The sequence below is a fragment of the Leifsonia sp. Y862 genome, from assembly GCF_057669585.1.
Genome location: NZ_JBYHFR010000001.1, coordinates 845,898 through 872,366, shown reverse-complemented (window position 1 = coordinate 872,366; position 26,469 = coordinate 845,898). Strand labels below are relative to the sequence as shown.

Here is a 26,469-nt window from a genome sequence, read left to right as displayed (position 1 = left end):
GCAACTATTCTGTGCGACCAGATGTTTCTCGTTCACGGACCAGCTGTACAGCGTCACGTGCCCGGTCCAAGGGAATGCGTTCTTGCTCGAGCCGTCGATGTCCTGTGCGCTGAATATCAAGGACACGCAGATACACGGCCCGTTCATCCGCATGGAGCCTCCCCACGGGTTTTGGGGTTCCGGCCGTGATCGCTTTTCCGTTCTTGTCGAAGTCGGTGCCGAACTGCTCGTACGCCTCGTAGGTCTCCGGATCCATGAGGATCGAGTCAACGTCGCGATCGAAGTCGACCCGGTAGCCGTCGAGGATCTCGTAGCCATCCCGGTCGATGTCGCCCCAGTAGACCACCACGGGCGCGTCTCTGACCCAAGGGAACGACGCGACCGTCTTGCCACCCTTGCCAACGCCTTCGACAGACATGCCGCCGGCAATGGTCGGGAAGTGGATGGCCGTGTCCTTGTTCTCCGAGATGACGACGACCTCGGGCTGATAGGCCGGCGCGAATGCATCGCCGACTGTGGCCGAGTCGTGGACGCGCGCACCGGACGCCCTGTAGTCAGGGTCGAGGTAGGTGAAGTGGATGCGGGACGGGTGTTCGGGCAAGAGGCCAAGGTCGGCAAGACCTGTGAGCGCTTGGACCCCCGGCCGGTGGGACTGAAGCCATTTCGCGTGCACGCCGGGGATCGGCACTTGGCGCGGGGTGACGCCGAGCGCGGCGCGGGCCGGATCCTGGAGGTACCAGTCGGCAACGGTGAGGAGCAACTCGAAATCGACATCCGAGTACGCGTCAACGAGCCGCAGCGTACGACCCATGTCGTTCACATCGGGGTAGCGCTCGCGCAGGATGATGAGCCGCGCGCGGCCGCGCTCAAGCTTGTCGGGCCAGTCGCCGCCAACGATCGCGACGGCGTGATCTATCGAATTGACTCGTGCGTGAGTGGGTACTCTCTGCACGGACTTGCCCTGAGCCTTACGATTTGTGAAGGCGAGCAGAACGTCGGTTCGCTTGGCCCAGTCCTGCAAGTCCTCCGTCCGCACATGTATTAACGCGTAGGCCTCGCTCAGCTCGACCTCGTCGGGAGCCCCCAGGGGGAACGCGCGCGGAAACACAGCTTCCTCGCCGACCAGGTCCGTGTGCCACTTATCGCTCAGTCGGCGGCGGATGTCCGCGACGATGGCGACAGGTGTCTTCATGCTTCATCTCCGGCATCAGGCTCATCGAGCAGATCAACGACGTACGAGTACCCACGGTCGTTCTTGGTGACGGTGAGCAGCATGTCCATGTGGGGCTCGAGTGCCGTCACCTTGTCGAGCGGTGCGCCGATGACGAGCTGGAACCCGAGGTCCTGCCATGCCTTGACGGCCCGGCCGGCGAACTCGCTGTCGGACTTCACGAACCCTTCGTCGAGGAACACCGGCGCGAACCGGGGCCGTGAACGTGCCTCGTCGCCGAGCTGGTACCGCAGCGCCGAGCCGACAATGAACGCGATGAGTTCCTGCGTCTCTCCGCCGGACTTGCCACCGAGGGAGTCGTAGCTTGCGATCTCGTGTCGGTTCTCGTCGAGACAAACCGCGGTTACGACGACGTGCTGGCGCACGTCCAGGTACCTGTCGCGCTGCGAGGTTGAGGACCGCGTGTGCCCTTCAGGGACGCGCAGGAGGGTCATGAAATCGCGAAGCTTCTTGAACCGAGTCTCGACCTGCTGGTCGGTGAGCTCCTGTGCCAGTCCTGACGACAGCTCGCGGAGGCCGCGACGGAACAGGCTCAGCTCGGCACTCTGCTGACGACGCAGGCTGATCTGCAAGACGCCCTTGCCGCCAAACGGAAGCGTCTCGAGGATCCGGTTGATGGGCAGGAGGCGGTCCTCAATGTCCTCCAGGGCAGTATCGAACGCGTCGTTTAGACGCAGCAGGTCGTCGCTGGACCACGCTGCGAACTCGCGGCGCCACCGGTCACGACGCTCATGCAGTCCCTCTGACTGGATCCGGTCAAGGATCTCGCGGTAGCCGTCCGCCGAGGCGACCGTGGTGCCGAGGTTGTGCTCCGTCCAACGGCCCTTGTACGCCTCGAACATGCTCTCCATCGAGTTCGCCGCGGTGCGGGCGCCGCGACGAGCAATGTCAACCTCCTCCCCCAGGCGCTTGTGCAGGGCGCTCATGTTCCTGGCGAACGAGTCCAGACTCGTGGCATCCCAGTTGTCCCTGAACAGCGCGTCCAAGTAGGCCTGCTGATCATCGGTGACGGTGGCTGTCTGCGCATCGACGATCGCATCCACCCCGTCCTGAGCGCTGTCCTGCCCGGTGACGAGATCGCCGTGGCGCTTCTCCAGCTTCTCCAGACTGTCCTGGGCGAGGACCTTGGACCGATTGGCCTTCTTCAACAGCGGCTTTATGCGTTCTTCGTCAGCCTGTAGGGCATCCAGGATCGAGTTGGCGGAGCGAAGCCTGGCGATCTCATCCTCGAGTTCGCCGATGCGACGTTCGATCCCGAGATAGTCGATATTGGCCCAGACGGTGTCCTGGACGAAGACGTGCGCCTCCTTCTGCTTGCGGAGATCGACGAGGCGTGCCTGCACCTGGTTGATCCGCTTGCGCACCGAGACGAGCTGTGGTTCGAGCTCAGTCAGTAGCCTGTCGATGTCGGCCAGCCGGCGCTCGTTGGAGAAGCCGATGATGTCGCCGTCCCCGGACTCCCCGTGCGCACCCTTGTCGCCGTTGCGGGTCTGCCCAGAAGGTGTGACGCGCGGCTCCCGCCCGTCGAGGGATGCCGTGTCGAGAACGCAGAGGTGGTCGACGCCCGGGTCACCCACTCGATCCTGAACCCAACGCGAGAAGGGCGAGTCCTTGAACGCGAGCTTCCCCGAAACGTGGTCAGCATCACCTCGCCAGTCCTCGTGCTCGGCGAGCGTGACAGCCTGAAAGCGGATGCGCGGACGAATCGAAACCCCGTCGATCGCGGCAGAGAGCTGGTCGCGGATACGTCGGTCAACGAGCACAGTCCGAGCGATGCCGCCGAGCGTGTTCTCGACAGCCGTGCGCCAGCGCGCTTCCTCCGGGAGCACGTCGATGAGCTCGGCCGCGAACGGCAGATCAGCCATCGGGTCAAGGCCCGCCGCCTGTGCCATCCGCACCCGCGCATCGTGCAGTCGGCGCGGTACCATTCCAGCACGCCCTGTGAGGGACTTCTTCTCGCCCAACAGATCCACTTGCCGGCTGGTCAACGGGGAAAGCTCGCCGCGGACCTCTTCCTCCTCGACCTGCAACGCCGTCTCGCGTGCGCTGAAACCCGCCATGAACTCCACTGCTGCGACCTGCGCCTCAGCGAACTGTTCAGTCGTCTCGGGCACAACCAGGCCGATGGCCTCAGTGCGCAGCTGGAACTTCACGTTGGCGTCGTACACGCCGTCTCGGCTGCCGCCGAGACGCCCCATCTCCTCCCGGCGCTCGTCGATTGCCTCGCCGCCGTTGCTGCGCTTGTCCTCTGCAATCTGAGTGAGCTGGCGCTCGTACTCGGCTTCATCGGCCTTGGCCTGCTTGTACGTAGCCGTGGTCTCGGCGTGCTCCCGGCGGTTCTCCGTCACGGCGGTGTCGAGAAGTCCCCGCTCAGTGCGCAGCATCCACAGCCGGAACGGTGATGGTCCCTGGTCGTCGGCGCCGAACTGGCGGATCAGGAGTTCTCTCGCCTCGGCCTCTGCGAAGTCCTGTTGCAATCCGGGCAGCCGGTTCAGCGCCTTGACCTTGTCCGCCTCCTCAGTCATCTTGAAGTAGGCCGCCTCCAGGTTGGCGAAGTGCTCGAGGGCGTCGTTGGCCACCTGGTAGGTGATCGGCTCCTCAAGGACCATCGACTTGTAGAGCCCGTCGACGCGCTTGACCTGCATCCCACCCTGAACGCGCGCGAGCAGCCGCATGGCCTTCCGGCCGCCGTCACCGACGCCGATGCCGAGACGCGTGTGGATGTTGTCTTCGAATTCCCAGAACGTGTTGAAGGTGACCAGACCCGGAAGGGCGGCCTTCAGCGCGCGCTTATCGAACCGAGTAGCTGCCAGAGGCGCGAGCCTAGAGAGATCGAGACGCCCCTCGAAGGTCGCGAAGGTCGTCGTGACGTCACTGCCAACACTCGCGCCGGCCTTGGCGAAGTAGATGCGCAGGACGGTGTAGCGCCGGCCGTCATCGTTGATGAACGTCCCAGCCAGTGCGCCCCAGATGGGCTTGCCGTCGGCACCGCGAAGCACCTGGTCGCGCAGCTCCTCCGAGCCGTCAACACGGCTCGTATCCATCTTGCCGCGTAGGTAGGTGAGCAAGTTGCGCTGCTCAGCCGAGCGGGCTCGTCCTCCGGCGTCGTTGGAGGCCCCGTTGAACGGCGTGTCAGAGGGCATCATCAGGGCGAGGTAAGCATCGAGCAGGGTCGACTTTCCCGCTCCCGAAGCGCCTGACATGAGGCTGGAACCGGGCGAGAAGTTCACCTCGTGGAGGCCGTGGAACCCACCCCAGTTCGCCATCTGGAGCGCTTCGATGCGCCACTGTGCATGATCCATTCCACGCGCCGGCTGCACGGGGATCACCAGGTCGAGCGTCATGCGTCATCCTCCTCAAGGTCGAACAGCGAATCGAGAGTGTCGTCGGAGTCGCCAGTGTCACCGTTGGTGTCACCTGTGTTCTCGGCGCCAGACACGTCAGTGCCGTTCTGGGCCATAAACCACGTCCACAGGGCGCGGAGCCGCTCTATCGGCATGAGGACCTCGATGATCGGCGAGATCCTGAATCGGTCCGGGTCTGCGGTCTTCAGGAGTACGCCCGCGCTGACCAAAGAGTCGATTGCCTTGGCGGCTCGCTTCTGATCCATGGCGCGGTGCGTGGCGTGCTCAGGGCGCTGGTCGGCAACTTCGTCGAGCAGCGTCTGGCGGTCCACGAACACGACGTCCTCGCCGTCCTGTTGCTGCGCAAAGAACCGCTGCCGCAGCGACATCAGCACGATGGTTTCTTCCTTGGTGTGCGCGATATCGCGCAGCAGTGAAGGGAGCGGATCTCCGGTCTCCGTGCTGGCCTGTCGCTTGAATGCAACCTGGAAGTCTCGGTCGACGTGGAGCTCGAGGAACAGATTGTTCAGGTGGCTCTTGATCACGTCCTCACTTACAAGGAGGGTCGCCCAGTACTCTGGGTGCCGCTCGGCCGAGATGTACCGCTGCTTCAGCAACGCATGGAGGCAACGTCGCTGATCGGGGAAGAGCGTGCCAGTGTCACCCTCGAACATCGCCAGGCTTGCCTGATCGGCCTCGTCGTCTTCGTAGTTCGGTCCCGCCTCGACGTCGAACGCATCGAACGCGTAGGTCGGGTCCTTCTCTACGGCGAGGACGCCCTCGTCGTCTGTCAGTGTGTCTGTCATCGCGGTTCCCCCTCGGAACGAGCATTCTCGGTTGCCTGGATAGTGGACGTCGGGATGAGGAACCGACGCATGCTGCCGTCCGGCCGCACTGCAGAGACTCGCTCGCGCAGCGCCGGGTCGATCTCTGCCCCCATCCGGGTGAACAGGTGCAAGAGGCCGAGGATCTCAACCGGCCGGCGAAGGTCACCGGGCAGCGCATTGAACAGCGCCGCCGCGGACTCAAGGTCGCCCGTAACCTGCATCTCCTCGATCTGCCGACGAAGCTGGTCCAACGACGGGCCACCCTGCTTGCGGATGTCGTCGAGAGACAGTCCAACAGGGGCCTCACGGGACACGTCCTCGAGCGGTTCGGGCGCGCGTTCGCTTTCAGGGTCGAACGTCCGGAACCTCAACGCTGCAATGTCCATGCCCGGTGGAACGAGCTCGACGTCCACGTGATCGCGGGCCTTGGCCGATTGCATCCACGCGCGCATCTCACGATCGACACCGCGCAGCGCAGCGTCAAGCTCGCGGTTCTTGATGTGGTCGTAGTTCTCGATGTGCTCGCGCAGCGTCGCCGTGAGCCGCTGGCGCTGGCTGAGGACGTCAGAAATGCCACGGCGAATCACGTCGACAGTCGTCCGGAGCTGGCGTTGCTCGTCGGGGAGCAGTGTGCCCGACCAAGGGTGAGCGAGGATCGTCTCGAGATCAACGCGCAGGCTCGTCAGCCAATCAGGCTTGCGGAGCAGCTCCAGGGCGCCAGAGAACGCTCGACCCTCAGGGGTCACGGTCAGCAGGTTGGCCGACTGGTCCAGATAGTCGTCGACCACTTCACCCACCGGGCGCTCCTCCTCGCGGAACCGCTTGGTGATGACCCGGTGCATGTCGCGGACGGTCTCTTCGACGCGGCGGAAGTCCGAGGGCAGGCCATCGAGTTCCCGCAGCACGTTCGCGAACTGCTCGGTCAGCTCGACCTCCGAAGACCCCGGCAGCTCGCCGCCGGCGTCCAGACGCTCGTACTCGAATTGCAGGCGGCTGATCTCTTCAGCGAGACGGCGCTTGCGCTCTTCGCGGTCTGGATTGGCAACGAGTGCCGCCTCGGAAACGACGCGTCGCATGGTCTCGATCCGAGACAGGGAGACGTTCAGCTGTGTGCGGGTCGCCCGGGTCACGAAGTCCATGGCCTGTTTGGCATCGCCGGTGAGCTGATAGGTCTCCTGGCCACGGCCGGGATCGCGGTAGAGCCAGCGCTCACGCACCCACTGCATCGCCAGAGTCTTCCCGTTGCTCGAAGGCGCGGCGTATCCCAAGCTCTTGAGCTCATCGAGAAGAGCCTCGACCACGCTGTGGAAGCGCTCAACCGGTATCGGCTGAGCATCCTGCTGGAACACGGCAGCGAAGATTGACATGGCGACGCCAGCGGACTTGCGGTCCAGCAGCTTCAGAGTCGGCGTGTTCAGGCCCGCCTCGATGCGTGCGACGTCGCCCTCTATACCTGTTGCCATGCCACCCAACTCCTTTGTTGCGATCTGGTCTACGTCAGTCGCCCGTAGTGGTGCGAATCGTTTCGAGCTGGGCGAGCAGCCGGTCGCGTTCGGCGGTCACAGTCCCCAGCGCGCCCTCGGCCCGGTCTGCTCGCGAGCGTTCGTCGGCAAGCCGTGACGCCTGGTCAGCCGCCGTCTCTGCCGCTAGGGCTCGTGCCGCCTCAAGGTCCTGCTCGAGTTCGTCGACCGCCGCGGTGAGCTTGGCCACTTCGCCCTCGGACGTGAGCAGCTTCGCCTCCAAGCCGGCACGTGCGCCATCGAACTCGGAACGGGACAAGGCGCGCGCCTCGCGCCATGCGCCTTCGAAAGCAGACAGGAGGCGGGCCTGAAGCTGCTCCGGCACTGGCTCGGCGAACTCTTCCCTGGACTTCTTCTCCCGCTCCTTCCACTCCCTCGAGGCCGCGAGTGCGGTGGACATGCGCACACCGGAGCGCTCTCGGACGGCCGCGGCAGTCACACTTAGACCCTCGGCGGCCAGCTCGTCGGCGGCGCTCGTGGCCCTCTCCTCGGCAGTGAGGCTCTTGGAATCCTCGCTCATGTCAGCTCCTCAAGAACGTCGGCAATTGGGCAATTCGGTAAGGGGAAATGCGGTAATAGCGTTACCTTACCAATTACCTTACCGAAAGACGAGACCGGATTCCGGACGCTTGGTGTCGTTGGCCAGGCGCATGGGCTGACTAACGGCCCGCCCCGCTAAGTTCGCCGTTAACCAGGTCGACAACGACGTTTCCCACTTCCGGCCTGAACCGGCGGAGCAATGACGGGGTGGTCGATGGGGCTCACGATTCCATGTTGGTCCCTGGGTCTGACATCAGCTCGACGCCGACCATCAGCACGCCTCCCGGGACGCGAACATCGACTGGACTTCCGAATACACTCCCGCAGAGTTCTCGAGGCCCTCGCCCTGTACGCGTATGGCAACGCACGTGAATCCGCCGCTGCGGCCCAATGGATCACATCCGCCCAGGAGGGGCTCCCCCGACCCCGACGACAGCCTGCCACCGTTGAGCGCATCATAAGTCGCCACTTCGACCCTGACCAGATTGATGCTCCAACGATCGTCCCGGCCTCAGGCGCGTCGTCGGCCGAGTGACCGCCTCGAGCAGCTACTTCCGGCGCGTCTTCTGCCTGGGATCGTTGGCCTCCGCAAGCGGGTCGAAGTAGTCCTTGCGCTGATTCGCCGGCACCCACCCGGTCAGTGCGTGGCGGCAAGCGCAGACAACCACATGCTCGCTGTAGTGCACAAAACGAACCGCGCAGAGGACCACGACGCGAGCTATCACCTGAAAGTGGCCAGAAAGCTAATCTCTCGCTGTCTGCTGTAGACCTGGCGCTCAGATGAGCCCCTCGAACTGGGGTTGCGAAGCACCCTGTCGCGCACAGTCGCCTTTATACACTCGGTTGTTATGGCCCGTTTGAAGCAAAGTCTCGTCCCCGCGGTCGTCCTGCTCCTCGGGGGGTTAATCACTTCCGGCTGTGCGACCAGTCAATCAGAACCCTCTCCCCCGCCCTCGGCGCAAACGGAGGCGGAGTCCGCGGCGGAAAAGCTCACAGAAAAGCCAACCCCCAAGCCGACACGTACTCCGCCGGCGGACACCGACGCGGATGGCGTGATCGACATACTTGACGACTACCCGCAGGATCCGACACGGTCGAAGCAATTGCTTTACGCCTCCGGAGCCCCCGTCGTGGAGGGCTACCCCCTCGTGGTCGACACGGCCCAACTGGACGACCGCCTAGCGAGTTGGATCAAGTCGCCGCAGACGGTCGCGCTCGCTCCAGGCGTCTACGTTGGCTACAACCCCGCAGTCACCGAACTCGCGACGTATTTGGAGTCCAATGTCGGCGATGGTGACTGCGCCGTTCGGGATCTCTATCAGTTTGGTGGCGGTGCTTGTTGGAACGGCGTCCTGGCTTCGCCGGCCGAGCCCCAGCCGTGACGCCCCTCGCGCCGAAAAGACAAGAAGCCCCCGCAATAGCGCGGGGGCTTCTGAGGTAGTCACGCCGGTCCATGCCCGGCGCTCATGGCGAAGACGCTACCACAAGGATTCAGGGATCCCCGCAGTTTCGAGTGAGCAGTACGCAACTGCCTCAGTGATCGCCACACCACGGGACGAGATCGAGTCTGGGATGCACCTCATCACGACCATCGAGTCTGGTTCGGGGTACCCCTTCTCCACTAGGCCCTTTTTCACATTGAGGATCGAGTCCCAGACACTCCGTCGGGCAGATTCGGTCAAACTCTCTCCGCCAGCCATGAGCGCAATATCCGTGGCGTCCTTCAGTTCGTCGTAGGTGTAATCGCCGCCCAGGATGACCCATGCCTCATGGATCGCGCCCTCGGTTTCGTCCGCCTCTGCGGGACTCGATACCTCTGAGCTGTCGACGGACTCTGCCTCATCGGCAGCATTCGCCGTCCCCGAGCTGCATCCTGTCAAGACGACTCCGGCTACCAACAGCCCAGCCGCGAACACTATCGAGCGCATTCCCCCACCTTCCATTAGGAACGCCCAGTCTGGCATGCGCAGCGCCGCTGGTTCGTGAAGCAGAGCAGCAAAGTCCCGCCAGCACCTGGGTCCCAATGTCCGAACCACTCAGTAAGGTCCAACCATGCCGCTATCAGCGCTTTTCCAAGGCGAACGCCTCGAGTCCTGGAGCATGACCCCAGACGATTGGGCTCAGCTCAAACGCGAGTACCGAGCCACCGGCCTCGTCATGTCGTGCGGTCAAGCAGGTGTGCCCAAGACCAGCAGCCTCGGTACGCAGTTCTTCGCTCACAAGTCCGACACAGACTGCCAGCTGCACGAAGGTGGCCCAGAGTCGCCGGAGCACCTGGCAACCAAAGCCGCAGTTGCCCAGGCGGCGCGCGAGATTGGCTGGAATGCCGTGATCGAGTTCCCGGCGCCTGACCGCTCATGGATCGCCGACGTCATGGTGACCAACGGCGAGCGACGCATCGCTATTGAGGCACAGTGGTCGCCGCAGTCACGTGTCGACTTCGAGCGGCGCCAGAAACGCTACGAGGCCGCTGGGCTCGAGTGTCTCTGGTTGACAACGGAGGCCAATCTCTCGAACGCTACAACCGTGCCGCACCACAGGATCGCCGGCGCCGTCGACGACCTGAGTGTCTGGTTGCCCGATCTGCCGACCATCGGCGCCTTCGAGCTGAGCGACGCGATCAGAATCATCCTGCAGGGAGAAATAGCGCCCGTCGCAGAGTTCATCGCAATGAGTGCAGCTGTGAGAACGCAGATGTACAAGTGCTGGAAGTGCGAGCGCTGGATGACGATGTGGACTGTCACCGAGCTCGACCTCGAATCACGCTGCGGGCGTGTGACAACGCTCATGTGGCACGAATCCTGGGAGCGGTGGGCCCAAGACCGTCACGAGCGCTTGCTCGAGGAGCCAATCCGGCTAGCGATCCAGAACAGCGACTTTCCTGCGCCGGTGAAGCTGATGTCCAAGCACAGCCGGATTGAGGACGTCACATACCTCGCGATGAACTGTCCAACGTGCGGCATCATCCAAGGCGATGGGCTCCTGGAGTGGCACCGGAGCTGGAGCGAGTACCAGATCTCGCTCAAACCCGGCATTCGGCTGCGCTTCACCGACCAGATCCAAGCAAGGCTCCATGCCTGCCAAGACGTCGGCCGTGGGCGGTGCTCGCAGGACTCGATCCAAGGGCAGGAGATTCCCGGCCTTGGCTACCCTCCTGCAAATGAGCACGTGTACGCAGATGGCTACGGCGTCGACCGCGAGACGCTGCCGCCGAAGGGCTCCCGCCGGGCGGCTCGGTAGCGAGGCGCCCACGTGCACGACTGACATCTCAACGCCGGCGCTTCCGCCTCATCCGCTGCTTCGCCACCTCGAGACTCACAGGCCATTCAAGCCCCAAGTTCGTCGCCGTGTTCTTGTGCGTTTCCAGCCGTGTGCCTCGGCCTGCGTTCTCCCAGGACTGCCTGATGCACGGCCCGTCCTTGAGCCCCATGCAGATGAGGCACATCTCCGTGTTGAACTGCGGACGATTCGGCTTGACCCGCACGATCTTCCCGCCCATCGAGCCACCTGTCTGCCCCTTAGCCATGGACTCCCCTATCCGCTCCGCCATGTGATTGAGCTGCTCGTCGGTGCACGCAGCACCTAGATCGCGACCTCGCCCCAGTCTCCACAGGAGCGCAGGCCGCTTCCGTTAGATCGTCGCACAACCTGTCGCATCGGGCCCAGCGATCGTGCGGGCTGCCAAACAAACTATCGCCGCCCCGGGCCCTCAAGCCCTTTTTTCAACTCCGCCCCATGTCACTTCAAGGGGTTGGTATTCTGTACCCGATAATCGCACTTATCCGGACTATCGGCGCGTAGTCACCGGGCGCCGGTGTTGCTCATTGCGAGTCCGGATCAGTTCGTGGCGTCACGATCCTGAAGTTGATTGACTGAGCCTTCGGAGGCGCAACGGTGTACACCTCTACCCCGAGCGAGTACTGCCCGCGGGTGTATCCGCGCTCGAAGCTTTGTTTGCCCGGGGGGAACTCGCCGTCCTTGTTTCGCTCCCAGCCCTGTTCCTCGAGCCAGGGCTCCAGCGCATCGGCGAACTCGGTTGGGGTCTGAGCACCATCAGGTTGAAGCTCGACTATCTGAGCCCAGTAATAGTATTTCGGCCACTCTTCGTAGTTGGCACCCGCCTGGCGAGTGCCACCGAGGAGGCCTGAGATGCTCGCTGTTTCGCCTGCGGGAACCTGCGCGATGATGTCTGCACCCCAAGCGTCTGCCTGATCAACAAATTCCCGCAGTTGGGCTTCCTGAGAGGCCACCGCTTCCGCCTTTCGCTCCTCCGACATTCCACACCCCGACAATAAGCACAGGACGACCCCGATCGTGACGACCGCCAGCGCGGCACGAGTATTGAGTTGCATCATCCCACCTTAGATAGATCCAGCGAAGAGATATCCTCCGCCGGTTTTCCCGCACCACTACCCGGGACGTCGACGCCCTGGACCCACCCTCCGCTGTGCACCCACTCAACGTCGTTCGGGTGGTAGAGGGAGACGGGATCCCCCTTAACAACACGCGCGATGTTTCCTAGAGAGGTGCTGTCCGGTGCGAACGGTGTCGAGTGGGTTTCAAAGCCACCAGGGCTTTCAATTGTGCCGGAGCCAGGATCGCGGGCATCGAGGTACCCCGTTTCGAGCCGAGTCACTCCGGGTGTGTCCAGCGGGTTTGCGTCGCCGTGACCAAGGCCGAGAATGGAGTTTCCCTGGTTCCAGCCCACGACCAAGTCATTGCGTGCCTGCAGTACGAAGTGTGGCTTGTCTTTTGTGTGTGGGAAGTCCGCGATACCTGTCGCATCGTGACCGAGGCCGGCCGGTGCAACATAAACGATGCGATCCGCCCTGAGGCCTAGCAGTTCCGCGGTCCCGAGCACAGCGGCGCCATAGCTGTGCGCGATCGGGACCATCGCTGTGCTTGCCGGAAGGGCGAGGCTGTTCGCAAAGGATGCTAGGCGTGGTGCTGCGGTGTCGGCAAAACCCTGTTCCGCGGCTTCCGCAAGGTGCGCACCGAGGTCAAAATCAGGCAGCGGCGCCCCGTGCCAAGTGAAGTATCCGGCCTCTGTGCCCGATAAGAAAAACAGGTCCTTCCCGCGATCGAGGTCGCCGGTGAATGCTGCGAGCTTCGATTTCGTGCCGGGCACCACCACACTCACCTGCATCATCCAGGACGGGACGTTGCCGGTCTCGGGGTCGAGCGCGCCCTGGAACGTGACGATACTGTCCCGAAGCGGGTTGAACCCGACCAACACAGCCCCGCTTTGGTACGAGGCCCTGCCGTTCTGATCAAAAACAAGGTACTCGCCGAACGGCTGACCGCTCGCATCCTTTTCCTTGGAGTATTTCCAGTTCCGGTCTCCGAGGATCGCGTCCAAACTCCTGACTTCGCCTTGCAAGCCAGAGATCTTGTCTGCGAAAAGCTGATCATCTCCGGATTGCTTCTCGAGGAGTTGAAACGTCTTGATCTGTTTCTCTAGCTCGCTGCGGTACTCCTTCGCCGTGATCACGTTCGCGGTGTTGCGATCACGCAAAGCAATGCCGTCGAGGTTGCCGATGAGCAGCGGAAAGTCAGCGATGAGCTGTTGACGTTGCTCCAAAGTCAGCGCCTCCCAGACTTCCGCGATGCGTGTGGGATCTTTTAGCTTCGCAATGTCGACTGCCGAGATCGTGCGTGTGGTGCCGTCTCGCATTCGCGCTGACACCCGCACCCCTGCCGAGATGGTCGGGGGGTTCGGCATTGCGTTCCGTGCGGAAACGTACTGCTGTCGATGTGTCAGGATGGAATTCGTCGCCGAGGAATTGGCCCCCTGCCGCTCCTCGTCGAGTGCCTGCAGCCGTGATGTCGCTGCTGAGACACGTTCCGTCGCTTCGTTCACCGCTCTTACGAGTCTTCGCCGTTTTGCCCAATCGACGTCGTCGCTCGATCGGTCAAAGTCGTTCAGTCTCTGCTGCGAGATGTCTTCATCCCGACGTGCCGAGTCAAGAGCGCTGCGTGCCGTATTAGCTCTGCTCTCGATGTCGGTCATCTTCGCGCCGAAGGCGGAGACGTCGCCACCCCAGGTCTGGTCTGCCATCTGGACAAGGTTTGCCGGGGCGGACGATGCCTGGATCATGGTGAGTATCCGCTCGACCGAGAGCGCGGAGCCTGACTGTCCGCCCAAACTCGTCGCCGCGGATGAGAGGCTGTTGTATGCGTTGGTGCCGACGGTGCGCCATCGCAGTCTTGACCCTGCTTGTCGGACCGTGTCAGGGTCACCTGCAAGCGCCGTGTCGCCTACGGTCATGCTCTCGGCCTCGCACACTTCATGGTTTAACCTGGGACGCGATCTGCGCGTCGAGCAGCTTGAACAGGGTGGTCATCTCTGCGCACGATTTGCTTTGCGCAGTCATGAGTTCGCTGAGCCTATGCAGGGTGGTTCGACGATCACTGGCCGCACTCGAATGGGCGTCGTCCGGCGCCGCGGCACCTGAGCCGAGCTCCCCAGATGCCGCTGGTTCAGCATTCACCTGCGAGGCAGCAGCCGCCAAACTTGTGGCTGCCCTATTCAGAGCGCTGTAATCAATTTGCATGAGTTATCCGTCAAACGTCACCAAGCAGTGCTGCAGCAACGCGTCGAGGACATCGCTGTCCCGGGGCCACAACAGCTCACCGCCTGGCAACGCTGTGAACGAAACGAATCAGTTGATCTTCGAGGCGATTTGCGAATCGAGGTCGCGCATCGCGTTCGCGGTCCCGTTCAGGAACTGCTGGATCTCGTTCAACTGTGAGATCAGCGTGTTCGCGCTCGTCGTGTACTTCGTGTAAGCGTCGTTGAACTTGCCCGACGCCTGATCGGTGACAAAGCCCGAGGCAACGAGCTGGCCGATCTGGCTCTGCATGTTCTGAAGCTTCGTTGTGATCTCTTCACGACCCGTACCCAGCTGGGTTGCGGCGGTCTCGATCTCGGCGTAGCTGACCTTGATATTCGACATAGAAGCGGGCCTCTCTCAATAAGCAGTAACTAGATAACGGTTCAATGCATCCGGAATCATAGATCCCCCCGGAACTGCCAATCACAGCGCGCAAACTTACGGTCTGTTCGCATTGGCCAATCGGCTACAACTTACAGGCGCTGTGTTCCTCTGCACAAGTTACCTGCAAAGATGCGTCGCATCACAAACGTGCCGGCAGTGCAATGTGCACCCCGGTGAGTTTTCCGCTTTCGATGAGGAAGCCTCGGCCCGGTGGGAAGTTCGCGCGACGCGCATGGGTGAATGGGGTCGTGAACACGCTCGGCGCGTCGTTGGCGTCAGGCTGAAGAGCAAGTGCCCAGCGGGCCCCGCGCAGCGGACTCGCAAGCTCCCACACTGTGCCCAGCGTCGCGTTTTCACCCTCGACGATGACGGTCAGCTCGCTCCGACGCAGAAGTTTGAGGAGCTGGGCCAGAGCACGCTCATTGCCGCTTCCGTCAAACCCACCGATGTCTTCGATCACAACTACCCCACGATGTCCCGGCATTGGGAATTCCGGTGCAGTCACTGGTTCAGCGGGCGGTGTTGCGGCGAGAGGAAGGCTTGTACCGATCAGCGGCAAAAGAGACAAGCCAACAGCGGCGGGCGCGCTTCCACCCAGGGACCGCGTCAAGTTTTCGATGACGACCTCGCGGCGCTCTGGCGAATCAGCGATCTCCTGCCAGATCGGCAGGTGACGCAGAGTCGATCGATTCGGGGAGATGAGGACCGCATCAAGCAGCTGCCCCGCCGCACGAGCTTGTACTTCAAACGCTTCCAGGAGTGAAGCGATCGCTGTTGTTCGGCCAGAACCGGCCGGCCCCGTGACCAGCAAGAATCCGCCATTCGGAGCGGCGAAGGGTTGGAGTTGCACGGTGTCGATCGCAAAGGGCGCACCCGCCAGCGCGGGCGCCCTCAGGTCAATTCTCTGAATCGCCTCCGGGATGCGGGGCACCGGCGCAGGCGCAAGCCCTGGCACCAAACGCTGCTGATCGGCCAACCGTGCAAACGCCGCGTCTGTGTCCGCGGGATCATTACTTGCCCCGGGGACCGCGAGTTGGATCTCGTCGTCTGCACCAATACGAACGGCGCGGCCCGCGGGAGCGCCCTCGAAGATGCCAGCTGAGACGCCGAGCATCTGATAGTCACTCTCAGCGGCCAGCCGGAGAACCAGGCGCTCCGGGATGCTTGAGGCCAGTGACGCGGGGAACCCGCTTGCGCGCTCTGACGTGAAGACAACGTGAACGCCGACATTTCGGCCCGACCGAGTGATCTCCACAAGGTCTGCGAATGGGTCTGCCCCGCCTCCGAGGTGTTCATAGGCATCCCGGAAAGCCGAGAATCCATCAATAAGGAGCAGCACCGGCGGCGAAGCCAGCTGTGCGGCGGCACGGTCGGCTACAAGGGAGCGCAACATTCTGAGCAGGCGAACAACCCGGTCGCGCTCGTCGCTTAGAAGGATGTCGCCTGTATTGGGAAGCTGAGCGAGAATGTCCAGGCGGCCACCGCTCGCATCAATGCCATAGATGTGAGTGCTGGGGTCTGCCGCGATCATCGCGGCCGCGATCGTCAGAAGTGCGGTTGTCTTTCCGCTTCCACCGCCACCATAAATCGCAACGTTGCCCACCTCGCCGAGCCCGCAGATGTACGGCGACTGGCGTTGCAGATGCGGCTCATCAATCAGTCCGGCAATGATGCTCAACGGGCCGCCTTGTGCCTGTGAAGAGCGGTCCATGGCAGGCCGTGACACGAGAAGCGCCTCAAGCGAGACAGTCTCTGGCAGTTGGTCTACCCAGGGTTTGCGTGGCGATGACACCTGCGCTCCCGTTGCGGCTTGCTGAATGTGCGCGGTGAGCACTTCGATGTCGCGGGGGCCCTTCTTCGCGCTGCGACGCTGGCTTCGCACCTCCGGCTGCAATGCCCAGGGTGCATGCTCGCCGAAACCCAGCGTTCGGACCTCGACGGGTTCCAGGTGCTGGGCTTCAGAGCGGCCGCCGAGGTAACCAGTCTGGAAGTGGGTGAGCCTGCCCGCACCAATCTTGACCGCAGCACGACCCGGAGTGTCAGGCGCGAACTCCGCCGCATCCGTCACCCCCAACACATCTGTGCTGTCGGCCGGGTCAGCCATGCGCAACCCGATCCGCAAGTTCGTGTTCGCCCGTAGATTGTCCTTGATCACGCCGGCTGGCCGCTGGGTCGCCAGTACGAGGTGTAAGCCGAGCGAGCGGCCTCGTTGCGCCACATCAATCACACCGTCCACGAACTCAGGGATCTCGCTCACCAACGCAGCAAACTCGTCGATCACGATCACGAGCGCTGGCGGGGCGTCCGGGTCAGATCGGCGTTCGAGGGCGATGAGGTCCTTCGCTCCCTTCGCAGCCAACAGCTCCTCCCGATACCGCAGCTCCGCCCGGAGTGAGGTCAATGCCCGGCGCACGAGGTGGGTGTTGAGGTCGGTAACCAGGCCGACCGTATGCGGAAGGGTCGTGCATTCTGCGAATGCGGCACCACCCTTGTAGTCAACGAGCAAGAATGTCAGCCGGTCCGGTGAATATTGCGCAGCCAACGACAAGATCCAGGTCTGCAAGAACTCCGATTTGCCAGATCCTGTCGTGCCACCGACCAACGCGTGCGGGCCATGTACGCGCAGATCGAGCGCGACCGTCCCTGCACCACCTTGCCCGACAACCGCTGTGAGCTGACCCGGCTCGCGTTCCCGGCCCGACTCCCAGTCCGACACCAGGCTGTCTGTGGAACGCCAGTTAGAGAGCACAGCGTCGCTGGCGCCCATCACATCGCGCGGCAGAATCTGTCCAAGTGTCACAGAACGCGGGAAATCGCTCTCATCAAGCACCCGCGCACCAGCATCCACAAACGGTGCGATCGCCCGCCCAAACGTCTCGGCAACCGGCGCGTCCACAGCATCGATTTGGCTCAGGGCCACCATCTCGCCCTGACGCACAAAGTGCACCCGCCAGGTGTTGTCCTGCACCTCAACTGTCGTGCGACACGCAGCAGGTACCGCGCCCAAGTGCTCGGCAACCCAGATGAGGTGCACTCCAACGTCGGCACCGTCTTCCGCGAGCCCAACCAGCCGGGCGCGCTCAACTTCTGAGTCAGCAAGCACGAGCACAACGACGGCCGGTGTCGGCGCCGGCGAGGACACCGGTGCGAGCCGTTCGCTCGAATCGGACGCACTGTCATCCACTCGTGATCTGACCGTCGCACCGCGAGCAGCGGTCGCACGCGTCGCGATCAAACCTTCGAGCGCGGTCAGCAGGACTGCCGAGCTGCGCTCATCGTCGGCGAGGTGAGGCACCGGAAGCGGACTATACGCTGAATCGGCGTGCGGGAGCCACTTGAGCCAGGCCCAACTCGACTGCGACTGCCCTCGATCAGCAAACACGGTGAAAGTGAGATCTGCCGGAGAATGCAGCGCAAGCAGCTGTACGAGCAGGGACCTCGCCACCGACTCCGACCAGAGCCGCGGACCCGCGACGCCCAGAGATCCACACCGATCTAGCCGTTCCAACACTGGAACATCGGCGATGGTGCTGAACTCGTCTTGAACGGCGGTCAACTGCTTCCAGATCTCCGCAGGAATCTTCCCCCTGGCAGGCATCTCGATCTGTTTGCGGCTCGGCATCTCCGCCCTTCCGAGGCGCAGTTCGAGAAACGCGCGGTGCTCCGGCCTGCGGGTCCACAGCAACCCATTTGGTTGAGACGGCAGCGTCAGCAGTTCGGCAGGAGACACGGATTCACGATTGCGTGCTTGGTGCTCCGTGTCGCGAGCCACCGTCAGCTCATCCGTCGCAAGCTGCAGACCCTCGTCAAACTCTTTCTGCTTTTCACGGAAGGTCCGCCGACGCGTCAGCCGGTTATCAAACCAGGTGCCCAGCATGATGATCGGCGAGAGGGCGATGAAGATCAGGCTGAGGGCAGACTGCGTCACCATGAACAGCACAGCGCCCATCGCCAGCGGTGCGAGCATCGCGATCAGCGGGAAGCGTGCAGGCTCCGGTGGGTCAGGCGGAGAAGGCAGAGTGATCGGCTCCGGGATGTGCACCGGATCCACGCGAGGCGACTGCAAGTGCGCAACGAACGCCTCAAGGTCCGGCCCTGCCAGAGCTGGCGGCCCCACCTCGATGCGCACCTGCACGTCACCCAACAAGAGGACGCTACTTCGTTGAATCAGTACCGTTGTGACCGGTTTCTGACCGGCACTCGTGCTATCCAGCAGGAAGCTGCTGTTCGCAGAACCCAGGTCCTCGAACGTCAGCGCCCCGTCTTCCGCACGCAGCACCGCGTGTTGTCTGGACACGCTTGGGTCATGCAGCTCAACCCGGTTTGCCCGGTCGCGGCCGATAAAGTTCTCGCCCTGCACGATGCTGAAGGCGACCCCCGACTGTTCCCCCGAAAGCACCGTTACCGTTGCAACCGGCGTCTTCGTCCGCTGCCCATCGCCTGGGCTCGACTCAAGTACCGGCTCAACCATGCTGCCTGACTGGATGCCAGATTTGCCGAGCGGATCACCCGCGTCCAGGATCAGTCCGGGCCGATTTGGGAACACTGCCCGGAGAGTCAACGGCGCGTGCCGGTGAACGGCAAAGCTCAAGAGCCGAGGATCGCCGGCCCCGGCACGAACCAATCCGCCCGCAACCTCGCCCACCGTCGCCGTGACATCGGCAGTCAAGGTGACATCTTTGCTCTGCTGCCTCGGCCCCGTGGGGTGCTCGGCTAGGGACACACGAAGTTTCAAACCAAAACTACTTTCGGAAGAGGGGCCACATGTTCAACACTGATGTGCCCGCCGGCGCAGTATTGGTGCTTATCCGAGATCATGCCATGACATCGACTACGTCGTGGCCAACAGCCAACCGCGGCGGCCGGAGTGTCAATCGGGCACCCATGGCAGGTGTTTCGCAGCAACTTGCGCGATTCCCTCCTGTCGGCGTTCGAACCTCCGTGCATTCCTGGTGCGGGCCATCACTGGACGCGTCACCTACGCACGAACAGCACACGCGAAATTGCACTCACCTTCGGGCCACACTTTTGGCTTTCGGACGAGAGAACACTGTCTTGAAGGACACTTTGTTCGTGTATTCGATCGACCCATATCGGAACAGTCGGACGGCGAGTTGGAGCACGACAGCGCTAAGCAAAAACAGTTCGGTGATGACGATAGCGGCTTCCCAGACGGCGAGAGAGCCGAACGCGTTGCGGAGCATCGCGGTGATCGGCGCCGAGTACGGGAAGTACGTGAACAGCTGCACGACGGGACTGTGCGGGTCCGAGAGGATTAGCGATAGAGCATAGAGCGGGACGATCATCAGGATGATCAACCCAGCGAATAGGTTGCCGGCGTCTTTCGCGGTGGGCATGACCGCCCCGATCGCGACCAATGTGCCCGTGAATAGGGCGAACCCGCCGAGTGCAAGCAGGGCACCGATGATCATCTGGACCGGGTCGAAGGTGAAGCTGGAGAGGTCGATCTCCGGCAAGTTCAGTGACGTGCGGAAGAACAGGTAAGCGATCAGCACGGGCAGCAGGAACACGAGGACTTGAACGAAGCCGACGATGAAGAGGGAGATGATCTTCCCGCTGATCAGCGCGGTGGGGTTCAGCGTGGTGAGGATCATCTCCGTGACCCGGTTCTCTTTCTCTTCCAGGGTGCTGGTGAGCATCTGGTTGGAGAGCAGGGTGAAGACGAGGAAGAAGATCACTACGAAGATCAGCGGCGGGATCATTCCCATGAACCCGGCTGCTTCTTCCCCAGCAGTGAAGGTGGTGGCTGTCACGGAGACGTTGCCCTGCGCCAACGCTGTCAGCGTGGGATCCCCAATCTGGTCCTGGGCGCTGGTGATCAAGACTTGGGTGGCGACACCGTTGTACTCACCGTTGCCGAACAGTCCTTTATCGACCCCGTAGACCTGAGTGGGTGTCGTGGTCGGGTCGGCCGGGTACACGAAATGGGCGTCCTCGTCCCCCGACTTCACCGCGGCGATCGCCGCCGCATCATCGGTGACAGCTGTGCCGCCGAGGGCGGTCGCCACGGCGGGGTCGACGTAGCCGGATGCGTCACTGTAGGTGAAGGTGAGTTTCGCGTCGGATTGGGCGTCGACCGTGCTCGCGGCCGACGTGTTGCCCAGGATCACTAGGGCCATGACGATGCCGATCGCGATCGGGACCAACAGGGTGATGATCCAGAAACGTTTTTTTCCCAGCGTGCGGCTGACTTCGAACCCGATGACAGTGCGGAGGTTGTGCTGACCCATCTCAGACTCCTGCCATTTCGTTCTGATCGCCATAGACGCTGACGAAGATCTCCTCGAGCGACAGCTTGCTCGTGGTGAAGCTTCGGACCAGCACGCCCGTGTCGACCAAGTCCCGCAAGATCAGGGCCTCGTCGACGGTACCGGTGAGGGTGAGTTCGGCGTAGTTGCGGTCGCGGAGACTGATCTCGTAATGCGCAGACGCCGGTATCTCACCGGAATAGCCGACTCGGATCATTGTCCCGCCGTACTGGTTCTGCACCTCGGGGATCGTCCCGTATGCCTCAGCCCGACCACCCTTGAGCAGGATCACCCGGTCGCACAACCGCTCGACTTCCTCCATCTGGTGCGTGACCATCAGCACCGTGGCGCCGGCCCGCTTCTGCTCCTCGATAATGTCCATCAGCAAGCGCCGATTCACCGGGTCGAACCCTTTTGTCGGCTCGTCCAGTATGAGCAGCTCCGGATCGTTCATGATCGTGACGCCCAGCTGGACCTTCTGCTGCTGCCCACCGGAGAGCTTTTCCACCCGGGTCTTCGCCTTGTCCCCCAGACCCACCCGCTCGAGGTAATTCGTCGACCAGGTCACTGCCGCCTTCTTGCTCAATCCTTTGAGCTCTCCGAAGTACGTCATCACGGTCAGGACGGATTCCTTCTTGTACAGCCCGCGCTCCTCCGGAAGATATCCCAACCGGCTACCAGCCTCCGGAGTGAACGGTCGACCCTCGATGTGGAGGATCCCCGCAGTCGGGATGTATATCCCCAGCAACGCTCGGAGCGTGGTGGTCTTTCCCGAACCGTTGGACCCGAGGAACCCGAACGTCTCGCCGCGCTTCACGTCGAAAGAGAGGTCCTCGACAACCGTTGTGCGGGCGAAATCCATCCGGAAATGCTCAATATTAACAAGTGACTCTTCATGAGATGTCATGCCCCAAACCCTAGCGGTGAGGTACGTCTCCACAGGCTGAAGGCGCATGGGCGGCCCTAGAACTGGGGTGTCAGCGTCTCATAACCCATGGGTTTCAACACACTGAGGTTATGAGACACCTCACATATGAGTCGGATTGCAGCGGGCGAGCTGCGCGGGCGCCTAGATCTCAGGGTTGCCCGCAGGAGGAACCTTTAGGCGGGCGAGGCCGTGGCCGACGCCGCTACGCTGCGGGAGCGCTCAGCGTTGACAGGAGTGCTGCGGGGGTTTCGGGGGCATTGAGCGAGAGAGCGAATTGCTTGCCGTTGGTGAGGTTGACGATGATTCCGGGGCCAGTGCGGAGAATGATTGCTGATCGGCCCGGCATGAAACGGTAGCCCCAGCCGCCCCATTGCATCGGTTCCAGGGCGTCGGTGTGAACAGACTCGACGGCCGTCAGCGGAATTGTTTTCAGCGAGATACCTAATATCCCCGTGACGACTTTGAGGCCGCGCCAGTCCACGCTGATCCGCAGTCGCGCGAATGCCAACATCGGTACAGAGAGAACTAACAGAACCACTGCGCCCCAGAAATCTTCTTCTGCTGTGCCCTCGCGCGCTGCGAGAATGAGCATAACCACTGCGGTGGCAAGCATCGCAAGGCCGACCAAAGCGAACAGCGGAACGGTCACGGTCGTGATCCATGCGCCGGTTTCTGTCGGTGCAAGCGTGACCTCCACGGGGGGCGGTTCGGGTGCATCGTCGACCCACCGATGCGCGGTCAGGAACGGGATGAGGCCATACCCCATCAACGCCATGAGAAGTAGCGGCCACGCACCCACTTCTGGTTCGGCATTCGCGCTGGCGGTGATTGTTGATCCGGCAACCATCATCCAGGTTCCGCACGCCAGTCCCGCAGCGAACCCGGTCCACAGGAATGTCTTCCGGCGGCTACGAGCCGCGCCCTGACGGAGCGCGAACGTTGCGATGATCGCCGAACCGAGGCAAACCAGCGCCACGAGGGCGATCGCGAACCACGTCGGCCACGTCGAGCTCACCCCACCGCTGCCCCACTGACGTGGCAACTCGGCCGGGAGCACATCCCTCCATATCAGCCACGTCGTGACGACAACGACGAGAGGTGCCCAGAGCGTGAGCGCTGCGATGACATCACGAACGCGTGCTTGACCGGATTTGAGTGTGTTCATGGTTAGGTTCCTTCAATCAGGCGATGGATCTCTGGCTGGGACAGCCCCAGCTTTCGCGCTTCAGTGAGGAGCTGATCGGCGAGTTCGGTCAGCCGGACGAAGCCCGGCTCCACGTCCTGGCGAACCCACGCTCCCCTGCCCTGCCGCATCTCTATGATGCGTTCATCGCGCAATGCGCCGTAGGCGCGGAGCACGGTGTGCATATTGACGCTCAACGCCGTGGCGAGTTCGCGAGCAGGCGGAAGGCGCTCGCCTGATTTGAGGTCACCATCGCGGATCGCTACACGCATTTGGACTGCGATCTGTTCCGCAAGCGAAACCGTGGACGCGTGATCCACTCGAAACAACATGTTCTACACACTAGTAGAACAATGCTGCAATGGGCCCAAAGCCGGCGGGTGCGAAGCATCTCCGTGCCGACGCCGCTGATGCAAGTGCCGCATGTCGTGCCCCCAGGCCCAATCTCAGTACAAGGGGACGCCGACAACTTCGACTTTGAAGCCTGCTTCGCCCACTGGCATTGGGGGCGTCGGTACCCGCTCGTGCTCACACGCTAGTCGCCAGCGTTCTCTTCAGCGCGCGATCGCTCCAGTGCGCCACTCCACCGTCTCGTAACCCTAGGGTTTCGAGACAGATCGGTGGGAAATCCTCAAGTGTAAATATCGGCGCACGAAAGTCGTTATCGATCAAGGCGTAAAGCCCGTGCGGATCAAATGGTTATGTGTGCCCCTCGGCGGCGCGAGCCCACAACTCAAGGGGGTGACGTGATTCGGCTGTTCATAATTGCTTCGGGCTATATAAAATCCGAGCCACGAATGTATACGAGAGTCCTTCCCTGGCTGTCTACGCCTTCTGTTATGACAAACTGCAGATGCAATTTTTGCCTCTCTGCCGACCAAGAAACCTGCTCCATCCCTTGTTCCTTTAGCTCCTTGGACTGAAACTCCGAAATGTCGTCGATTGCCACGTCGAGATAGGAATCGGCAAGCACAACGTCCCGATCAGCGGGCAAGCGGAGTAGCGCAGTCATATCCCAATTCGAAAGAACGCTACTTGTCTCGGATCGCAACACTTCCGTGTCGGCAGGAAATTTGGCATCGACGAGATTTGAGATGTAGGACGAGCTCAGATCCGTGCACCAGTCGGGATCAATTCGAGAACATGTAACGTCAGATGTTGTGTGGAAGGTGAGGGCATGAAGCCCCTGGGCGAGGACTGAACTGAGCCCAACGACAGCTGCAGCGAGCAAAAGCAAAGCGACCACAAGCCAGCCCAAGAGAGGCCCCGTTCGGGGAACGCCGTTGCCTGTGATGTCCACGAATTCAGGGCGTATTTCCTCTTCCATCCACACAATCTCTCATACTGGTCTGCCATAAGTCTTCCTTGGCGGCAGTTAGCTTTGCGGATTTGCGGACTTTGGCCCCATGCCTGATACAACTCTCCTGCCCGAGGTGAGTGCCTTGGGCGTCAGACAACCTCCAAGCGACGGCCCGCGGCGTTTGACTGCTCGATCCTGGGTTTCGCGGGCGAGCAGACCTGTCCTGCGATGAATCCTCCAGAGAAGGGAAAAGTGGGCTCTGGCCCGATGTCGTTTTTGAAGGTGTATGCCTCCGACTCCGTGTGAAGCGTCGGTGATACTGGCCTGGACAATACGATGCGGTCGGGCGACGCTCGCTACGATCTGCGATCGCGATTGACTCAGCTAATTGCGCAAGAGTAAATAGGCTATCGCCGCCAGGACCACGAGGAACACAGAGAGGCCGATGCCTAGTAGCGGCCGTTTGGCAAACAGGATGAGGCATAGTCCAGCGGTCTCCGCCAAAAGCAGGGCGGCCAGAGGAGCGTAGATATACCCGACTTCCTCGGAGGCCCGACATTGCACGCCCTCGGAGAAAACAACACCACCGCAATGGCGCAGATATTGCAGGACGCCATAGATAACTACGGTACCGATCACGACTGTTGAAAAGAACAACAGGCCGATCCCGGCCCATGCGACGGTAAGGGTCGACCGGTTTGGCACCACGAGATGCTGCGAATGATGAATCCCCTTGAGAGGCTCATCTTCTCTCAGTCGAGGCGGGTGGGTCATGCGGTGCAGTCTAATGGGGCGAGCTACTCGCTGGCGGTCTCACCCCGTGCGTCACTTCTCCCAGAGGACCTCTGCGAACGCACTCTGAAGTGATGAAATTCGGATCCTTCAAGGGGCTTCGTACCAAGTAGCGGGCTGGGCTGATCCGATGATAAAGCGGCACCCCGAACCCACAGACATCGCGGGGACGACACCAAGCCCGACCGTCCCTCCGGCGGTCAAGGCCGAGGAATGTCACCTCTGGGAGTTTGCGCTACCGGAAGACCCGGAAGCCGTGGCTGGGTGGAAACAGCAGATTCCCGTGGACAGCGGTCCACGCGAACAAGCCGCAGGTACTGTGACGCTTCGCGACTCTGGCGTTCCCGTCGCCTACGTCGTCGCAGCCGATGATTGGCCGATTGCCATCGGCGAGCAATTCTGCGTGAATCCGGCATACCTAAACGTGTTCAATGGCGTTCGCGGGCAGGGCGCCCTGCAACTCTGGGCTGGCGACACACTCAACCTGGACGCGCACGCCATCCAGAACGGCGTTGTCTACGACAACGCCCCATCGTCGCCGATCCCGCCACAGCGATGCCCGACGACCATTCACCGGTGCGCGAGAGCACGGTCGTTTCTGGGGCAAGGGCAGACAGAGGTCACTGGTGCCACGGCGCGGGAGGGCCGTTCACGCAATGTCGCCCAACTAGGCAATACACGAAGCGAGGAACATCGATGGAGCCAAGTCCAACCACACTCAGCGAGATCATCATGTTTTGTATCACCGGCGGTGTGGCTGTGTTAATTGTCCCCGGAACGTTGGCATGGTGGGTGATCGCTCAGCGGGTGAAGTACGTTCGTCGGAAAACGGGCATGCAGCGAGATGTGGGCTGCTGGCATCTCCTCCGCTTCGGCCCCGCCGCCCCGCTGTTGACGCTGATCGCGTTCATTGGTGGGGTGGTGCGGTTTAGCGAATCTTCGTTCCCAATCGATGCCATGGCGTTGACCGTTTTCGGCCTGGTGGCGTTCCTGATGAGCATGGTCCTCTGGTCGTACGCAAGCGACCCTGCAGAATCTGCGGAGGTGGAGTAGCTGGTTTGCGCCCTGGCCCCGTCGTGAGGAGTCTCGTAACCTAGGTGGCTCGAAACCCGTGGGATGCGAGACTGGGGATCGCTCGCGGCGCTAACCAGAGTGGCTCGTGAGATTTCCCCAGGGAAAAGCAATGCAGCTCGTACCGGGTCAGCTGGCTGTAACCGTTTGTGCTCGTATGGCAGGTAATGCTGGTCCCGCCTTCGTCCGGCCGCGAGACACCATCAGCCACGCTCCAACGAGGACGTGGAACACGAAGAGCAGAATCACAGCGCTCAATGCGGTCGCCTCCAACCCGGAGAGGACGACAGCGGATGGTCCAGGCCCCACGTCGCAGGAAATCTGGGTCGGGAACAACGTCGTGCTGATGTGCAGGGTTTTTCCGATTCCCCCGTTTGCACCCGCGTCGATGAGTGAATACCAGCAAGCCGAACGCAGCTCCTCCCCGTCCGGCAGGAACCACATGGGGAGGACGAAAGGCCAGCCC

At 62.2% G+C, this 26,469-nt stretch carries 20 protein-coding genes; 3 read left to right on the top strand and 17 right to left on the bottom strand.

Annotation, left to right across the window (positions count from 1 at the left end; all coding sequences use genetic code 11):
* Positions 1 to 4: 4 nt before the first annotated feature.
* The 5 genes from AC25Z0_RS04065 to AC25Z0_RS04045 are packed head-to-tail and all read right to left on the bottom strand — an operon-like array spanning position 5 to position 7,442.
* The gene (locus AC25Z0_RS04065) at positions 5 to 1,192 is read right to left on the bottom strand and encodes a Wadjet anti-phage system protein JetD domain-containing protein (RefSeq protein WP_488132400.1); all 1,188 of its coding nucleotides are present in this window, start codon (positions 1,190 to 1,192) and stop codon (positions 5 to 7) included.
* Positions 1,189 to 4,575: an ATP-binding protein gene (locus AC25Z0_RS04060; RefSeq protein ID WP_488132399.1), complete on the bottom strand. Its 3,387-nt coding sequence runs from the start codon at positions 4,573 to 4,575 to the stop codon at positions 1,189 to 1,191. Before AC25Z0_RS04060 ends, AC25Z0_RS04065 begins: the two co-directional genes overlap by 4 nt.
* Positions 4,572 to 5,381, bottom strand: coding sequence for a DUF4194 domain-containing protein (locus tag AC25Z0_RS04055; RefSeq protein ID WP_488132398.1), 810 nt, complete (start codon positions 5,379 to 5,381; stop codon positions 4,572 to 4,574). Before AC25Z0_RS04055 ends, AC25Z0_RS04060 begins: the two co-directional genes overlap by 4 nt.
* Positions 5,378 to 6,865 (bottom strand): DUF3375 family protein, encoded by a 1,488-nt coding sequence (locus AC25Z0_RS04050; RefSeq protein WP_488132397.1) that lies wholly within the window; start codon positions 6,863 to 6,865, stop codon positions 5,378 to 5,380. Before AC25Z0_RS04050 ends, AC25Z0_RS04055 begins: the two co-directional genes overlap by 4 nt.
* Before the next feature lie 34 nt (positions 6,866 to 6,899).
* Positions 6,900 to 7,442 (bottom strand): DNA-binding protein, encoded by a 543-nt coding sequence (locus tag AC25Z0_RS04045; RefSeq protein ID WP_488132396.1) that lies wholly within the window; start codon positions 7,440 to 7,442, stop codon positions 6,900 to 6,902.
* A gap of 1,072 nt (positions 7,443 to 8,514) precedes the next feature.
* Here AC25Z0_RS04045 and AC25Z0_RS04040 point away from each other — a divergent pair.
* Positions 8,515 to 8,844, top strand: a complete 330-nt coding sequence (locus AC25Z0_RS04040) for a hypothetical protein (protein ID WP_488132395.1) — start codon at positions 8,515 to 8,517, stop codon at positions 8,842 to 8,844.
* A gap of 96 nt (positions 8,845 to 8,940) precedes the next feature.
* Here AC25Z0_RS04040 and AC25Z0_RS04035 read toward each other — a convergent pair whose 3' ends face one another.
* Entirely contained in the window at positions 8,941 to 9,390 is a 450-nt protein-coding gene (locus tag AC25Z0_RS04035) for a hypothetical protein (protein WP_488132394.1), read from the bottom strand.
* 172 nt (positions 9,391 to 9,562) lie between these two features.
* Between AC25Z0_RS04035 and AC25Z0_RS04030 the strand changes: the two genes are divergently transcribed.
* Entirely contained in the window at positions 9,563 to 10,702 is a 1,140-nt protein-coding gene (locus AC25Z0_RS04030; RefSeq protein ID WP_488132393.1) for a competence protein CoiA, read from the top strand.
* A gap of 28 nt (positions 10,703 to 10,730) precedes the next feature.
* Here AC25Z0_RS04030 and AC25Z0_RS04025 read toward each other — a convergent pair whose 3' ends face one another.
* The 11 genes from AC25Z0_RS04025 to AC25Z0_RS03975 all read right to left on the bottom strand — a co-directional run bounded on the left by AC25Z0_RS04025 (position 10,731) and on the right by AC25Z0_RS03975 (position 24,914).
* Positions 10,731 to 10,988, bottom strand: a complete 258-nt coding sequence (locus AC25Z0_RS04025) for a hypothetical protein (RefSeq protein WP_488132392.1) — start codon at positions 10,986 to 10,988, stop codon at positions 10,731 to 10,733.
* A 295-nt stretch (positions 10,989 to 11,283) separates the two neighbouring features.
* On the bottom strand, positions 11,284 to 11,712 hold the full coding sequence (locus AC25Z0_RS04020; protein ID WP_488132391.1) for a hypothetical protein: 429 nt from the start codon (positions 11,710 to 11,712) through the stop codon (positions 11,284 to 11,286).
* Between the two features lie 101 nt (positions 11,713 to 11,813).
* The gene (locus tag AC25Z0_RS04015) at positions 11,814 to 13,520 is read right to left on the bottom strand and encodes a hypothetical protein (RefSeq protein ID WP_488132390.1); all 1,707 of its coding nucleotides are present in this window, start codon (positions 13,518 to 13,520) and stop codon (positions 11,814 to 11,816) included.
* 604 nt (positions 13,521 to 14,124) lie between these two features.
* Positions 14,125 to 14,418, bottom strand: coding sequence for a WXG100 family type VII secretion target (locus tag AC25Z0_RS04010; protein WP_488132389.1), 294 nt, complete (start codon positions 14,416 to 14,418; stop codon positions 14,125 to 14,127).
* A 181-nt stretch (positions 14,419 to 14,599) separates the two neighbouring features.
* Positions 14,600 to 19,129, bottom strand: a complete 4,530-nt coding sequence (locus AC25Z0_RS04005) for a type VII secretion EssC family protein (protein WP_488132388.1) — start codon at positions 19,127 to 19,129, stop codon at positions 14,600 to 14,602.
* Positions 19,130 to 19,469: 340 nt separating this feature from the next.
* Positions 19,470 to 20,711: an ABC transporter permease gene (locus tag AC25Z0_RS04000; RefSeq protein WP_488132387.1), complete on the bottom strand. Its 1,242-nt coding sequence runs from the start codon at positions 20,709 to 20,711 to the stop codon at positions 19,470 to 19,472.
* Between the two features lies 1 nt (position 20,712).
* Positions 20,713 to 21,591: an ABC transporter ATP-binding protein gene (locus AC25Z0_RS03995; protein ID WP_488133111.1), complete on the bottom strand. Its 879-nt coding sequence runs from the start codon at positions 21,589 to 21,591 to the stop codon at positions 20,713 to 20,715.
* A 268-nt stretch (positions 21,592 to 21,859) separates the two neighbouring features.
* Positions 21,860 to 22,822, bottom strand: coding sequence for a hypothetical protein (locus AC25Z0_RS03990; RefSeq protein WP_488132386.1), 963 nt, complete (start codon positions 22,820 to 22,822; stop codon positions 21,860 to 21,862).
* Positions 22,823 to 22,824: 2 nt separating this feature from the next.
* Positions 22,825 to 23,172 carry a GntR family transcriptional regulator gene (locus tag AC25Z0_RS03985; protein ID WP_488132385.1) on the bottom strand — a complete coding sequence of 116 codons (348 nt, stop codon included), beginning with the start codon at positions 23,170 to 23,172 and terminating at the stop codon, positions 22,825 to 22,827.
* A 443-nt stretch (positions 23,173 to 23,615) separates the two neighbouring features.
* Positions 23,616 to 24,167: a hypothetical protein gene (locus AC25Z0_RS03980; RefSeq protein ID WP_488132384.1), complete on the bottom strand. Its 552-nt coding sequence runs from the start codon at positions 24,165 to 24,167 to the stop codon at positions 23,616 to 23,618.
* A 357-nt stretch (positions 24,168 to 24,524) separates the two neighbouring features.
* Positions 24,525 to 24,914, bottom strand: a complete 390-nt coding sequence (locus AC25Z0_RS03975) for a hypothetical protein (protein ID WP_488132383.1) — start codon at positions 24,912 to 24,914, stop codon at positions 24,525 to 24,527.
* 714 nt (positions 24,915 to 25,628) lie between these two features.
* Here AC25Z0_RS03975 and AC25Z0_RS03970 point away from each other — a divergent pair.
* Entirely contained in the window at positions 25,629 to 25,985 is a 357-nt protein-coding gene (locus AC25Z0_RS03970) for a hypothetical protein (RefSeq protein WP_488132382.1), read from the top strand.
* Positions 25,986 to 26,469 lie beyond the last annotated feature (484 nt).

Excerpts from the sequence above, each read along its gene's own strand:
- AC25Z0_RS04065 (WP_488132400.1), bottom strand. The coding sequence starts at position 1,192 with ATGAAGACACCTGTCGCCATCGTCGCGGACATCCGCCGCCGACTGAGC.
- AC25Z0_RS04010 (WP_488132389.1), bottom strand. The coding sequence starts at position 14,418 with ATGTCGAATATCAAGGTCAGCTACGCCGAGATCGAGACCGCCGCAACC.
- AC25Z0_RS04015 (WP_488132390.1), bottom strand. The coding sequence starts at position 13,520 with ATGGCAGACCAGACCTGGGGTGGCGACGTCTCCGCCTTCGGCGCGAAG.
- AC25Z0_RS03970 (WP_488132382.1), top strand. The coding sequence starts at position 25,629 with ATGGAGCCAAGTCCAACCACACTCAGCGAGATCATCATGTTTTGTATC.
- AC25Z0_RS04025 (WP_488132392.1), bottom strand. The coding sequence starts at position 10,988 with ATGGCTAAGGGGCAGACAGGTGGCTCGATGGGCGGGAAGATCGTGCGG.
- AC25Z0_RS03990 (WP_488132386.1), bottom strand. The coding sequence starts at position 22,822 with ATGAACACACTCAAATCCGGTCAAGCACGCGTTCGTGATGTCATCGCA.
- AC25Z0_RS03980 (WP_488132384.1), bottom strand. The coding sequence starts at position 24,167 with ATGGAAGAGGAAATACGCCCTGAATTCGTGGACATCACAGGCAACGGC.
- AC25Z0_RS04045 (WP_488132396.1), bottom strand. The coding sequence starts at position 7,442 with ATGAGCGAGGATTCCAAGAGCCTCACTGCCGAGGAGAGGGCCACGAGC.
- AC25Z0_RS03995 (WP_488133111.1), bottom strand. The coding sequence starts at position 21,591 with ATGGATTTCGCCCGCACAACGGTTGTCGAGGACCTCTCTTTCGACGTG.
- AC25Z0_RS04035 (WP_488132394.1), bottom strand. The coding sequence starts at position 9,390 with ATGCGCTCGATAGTGTTCGCGGCTGGGCTGTTGGTAGCCGGAGTCGTC.
- AC25Z0_RS04030 (WP_488132393.1), top strand. The coding sequence starts at position 9,563 with ATGACCCCAGACGATTGGGCTCAGCTCAAACGCGAGTACCGAGCCACC.
- AC25Z0_RS04000 (WP_488132387.1), bottom strand. The coding sequence starts at position 20,711 with ATGGGTCAGCACAACCTCCGCACTGTCATCGGGTTCGAAGTCAGCCGC.
- AC25Z0_RS03975 (WP_488132383.1), bottom strand. The coding sequence starts at position 24,914 with ATGACCCACCCGCCTCGACTGAGAGAAGATGAGCCTCTCAAGGGGATT.
- AC25Z0_RS04055 (WP_488132398.1), bottom strand. The coding sequence starts at position 5,381 with ATGACAGACACACTGACAGACGACGAGGGCGTCCTCGCCGTAGAGAAG.
- AC25Z0_RS04060 (WP_488132399.1), bottom strand. The coding sequence starts at position 4,575 with ATGACGCTCGACCTGGTGATCCCCGTGCAGCCGGCGCGTGGAATGGAT.
- AC25Z0_RS03985 (WP_488132385.1), bottom strand. The coding sequence starts at position 23,172 with ATGTTGTTTCGAGTGGATCACGCGTCCACGGTTTCGCTTGCGGAACAG.
- AC25Z0_RS04050 (WP_488132397.1), bottom strand. The coding sequence starts at position 6,865 with ATGGCAACAGGTATAGAGGGCGACGTCGCACGCATCGAGGCGGGCCTG.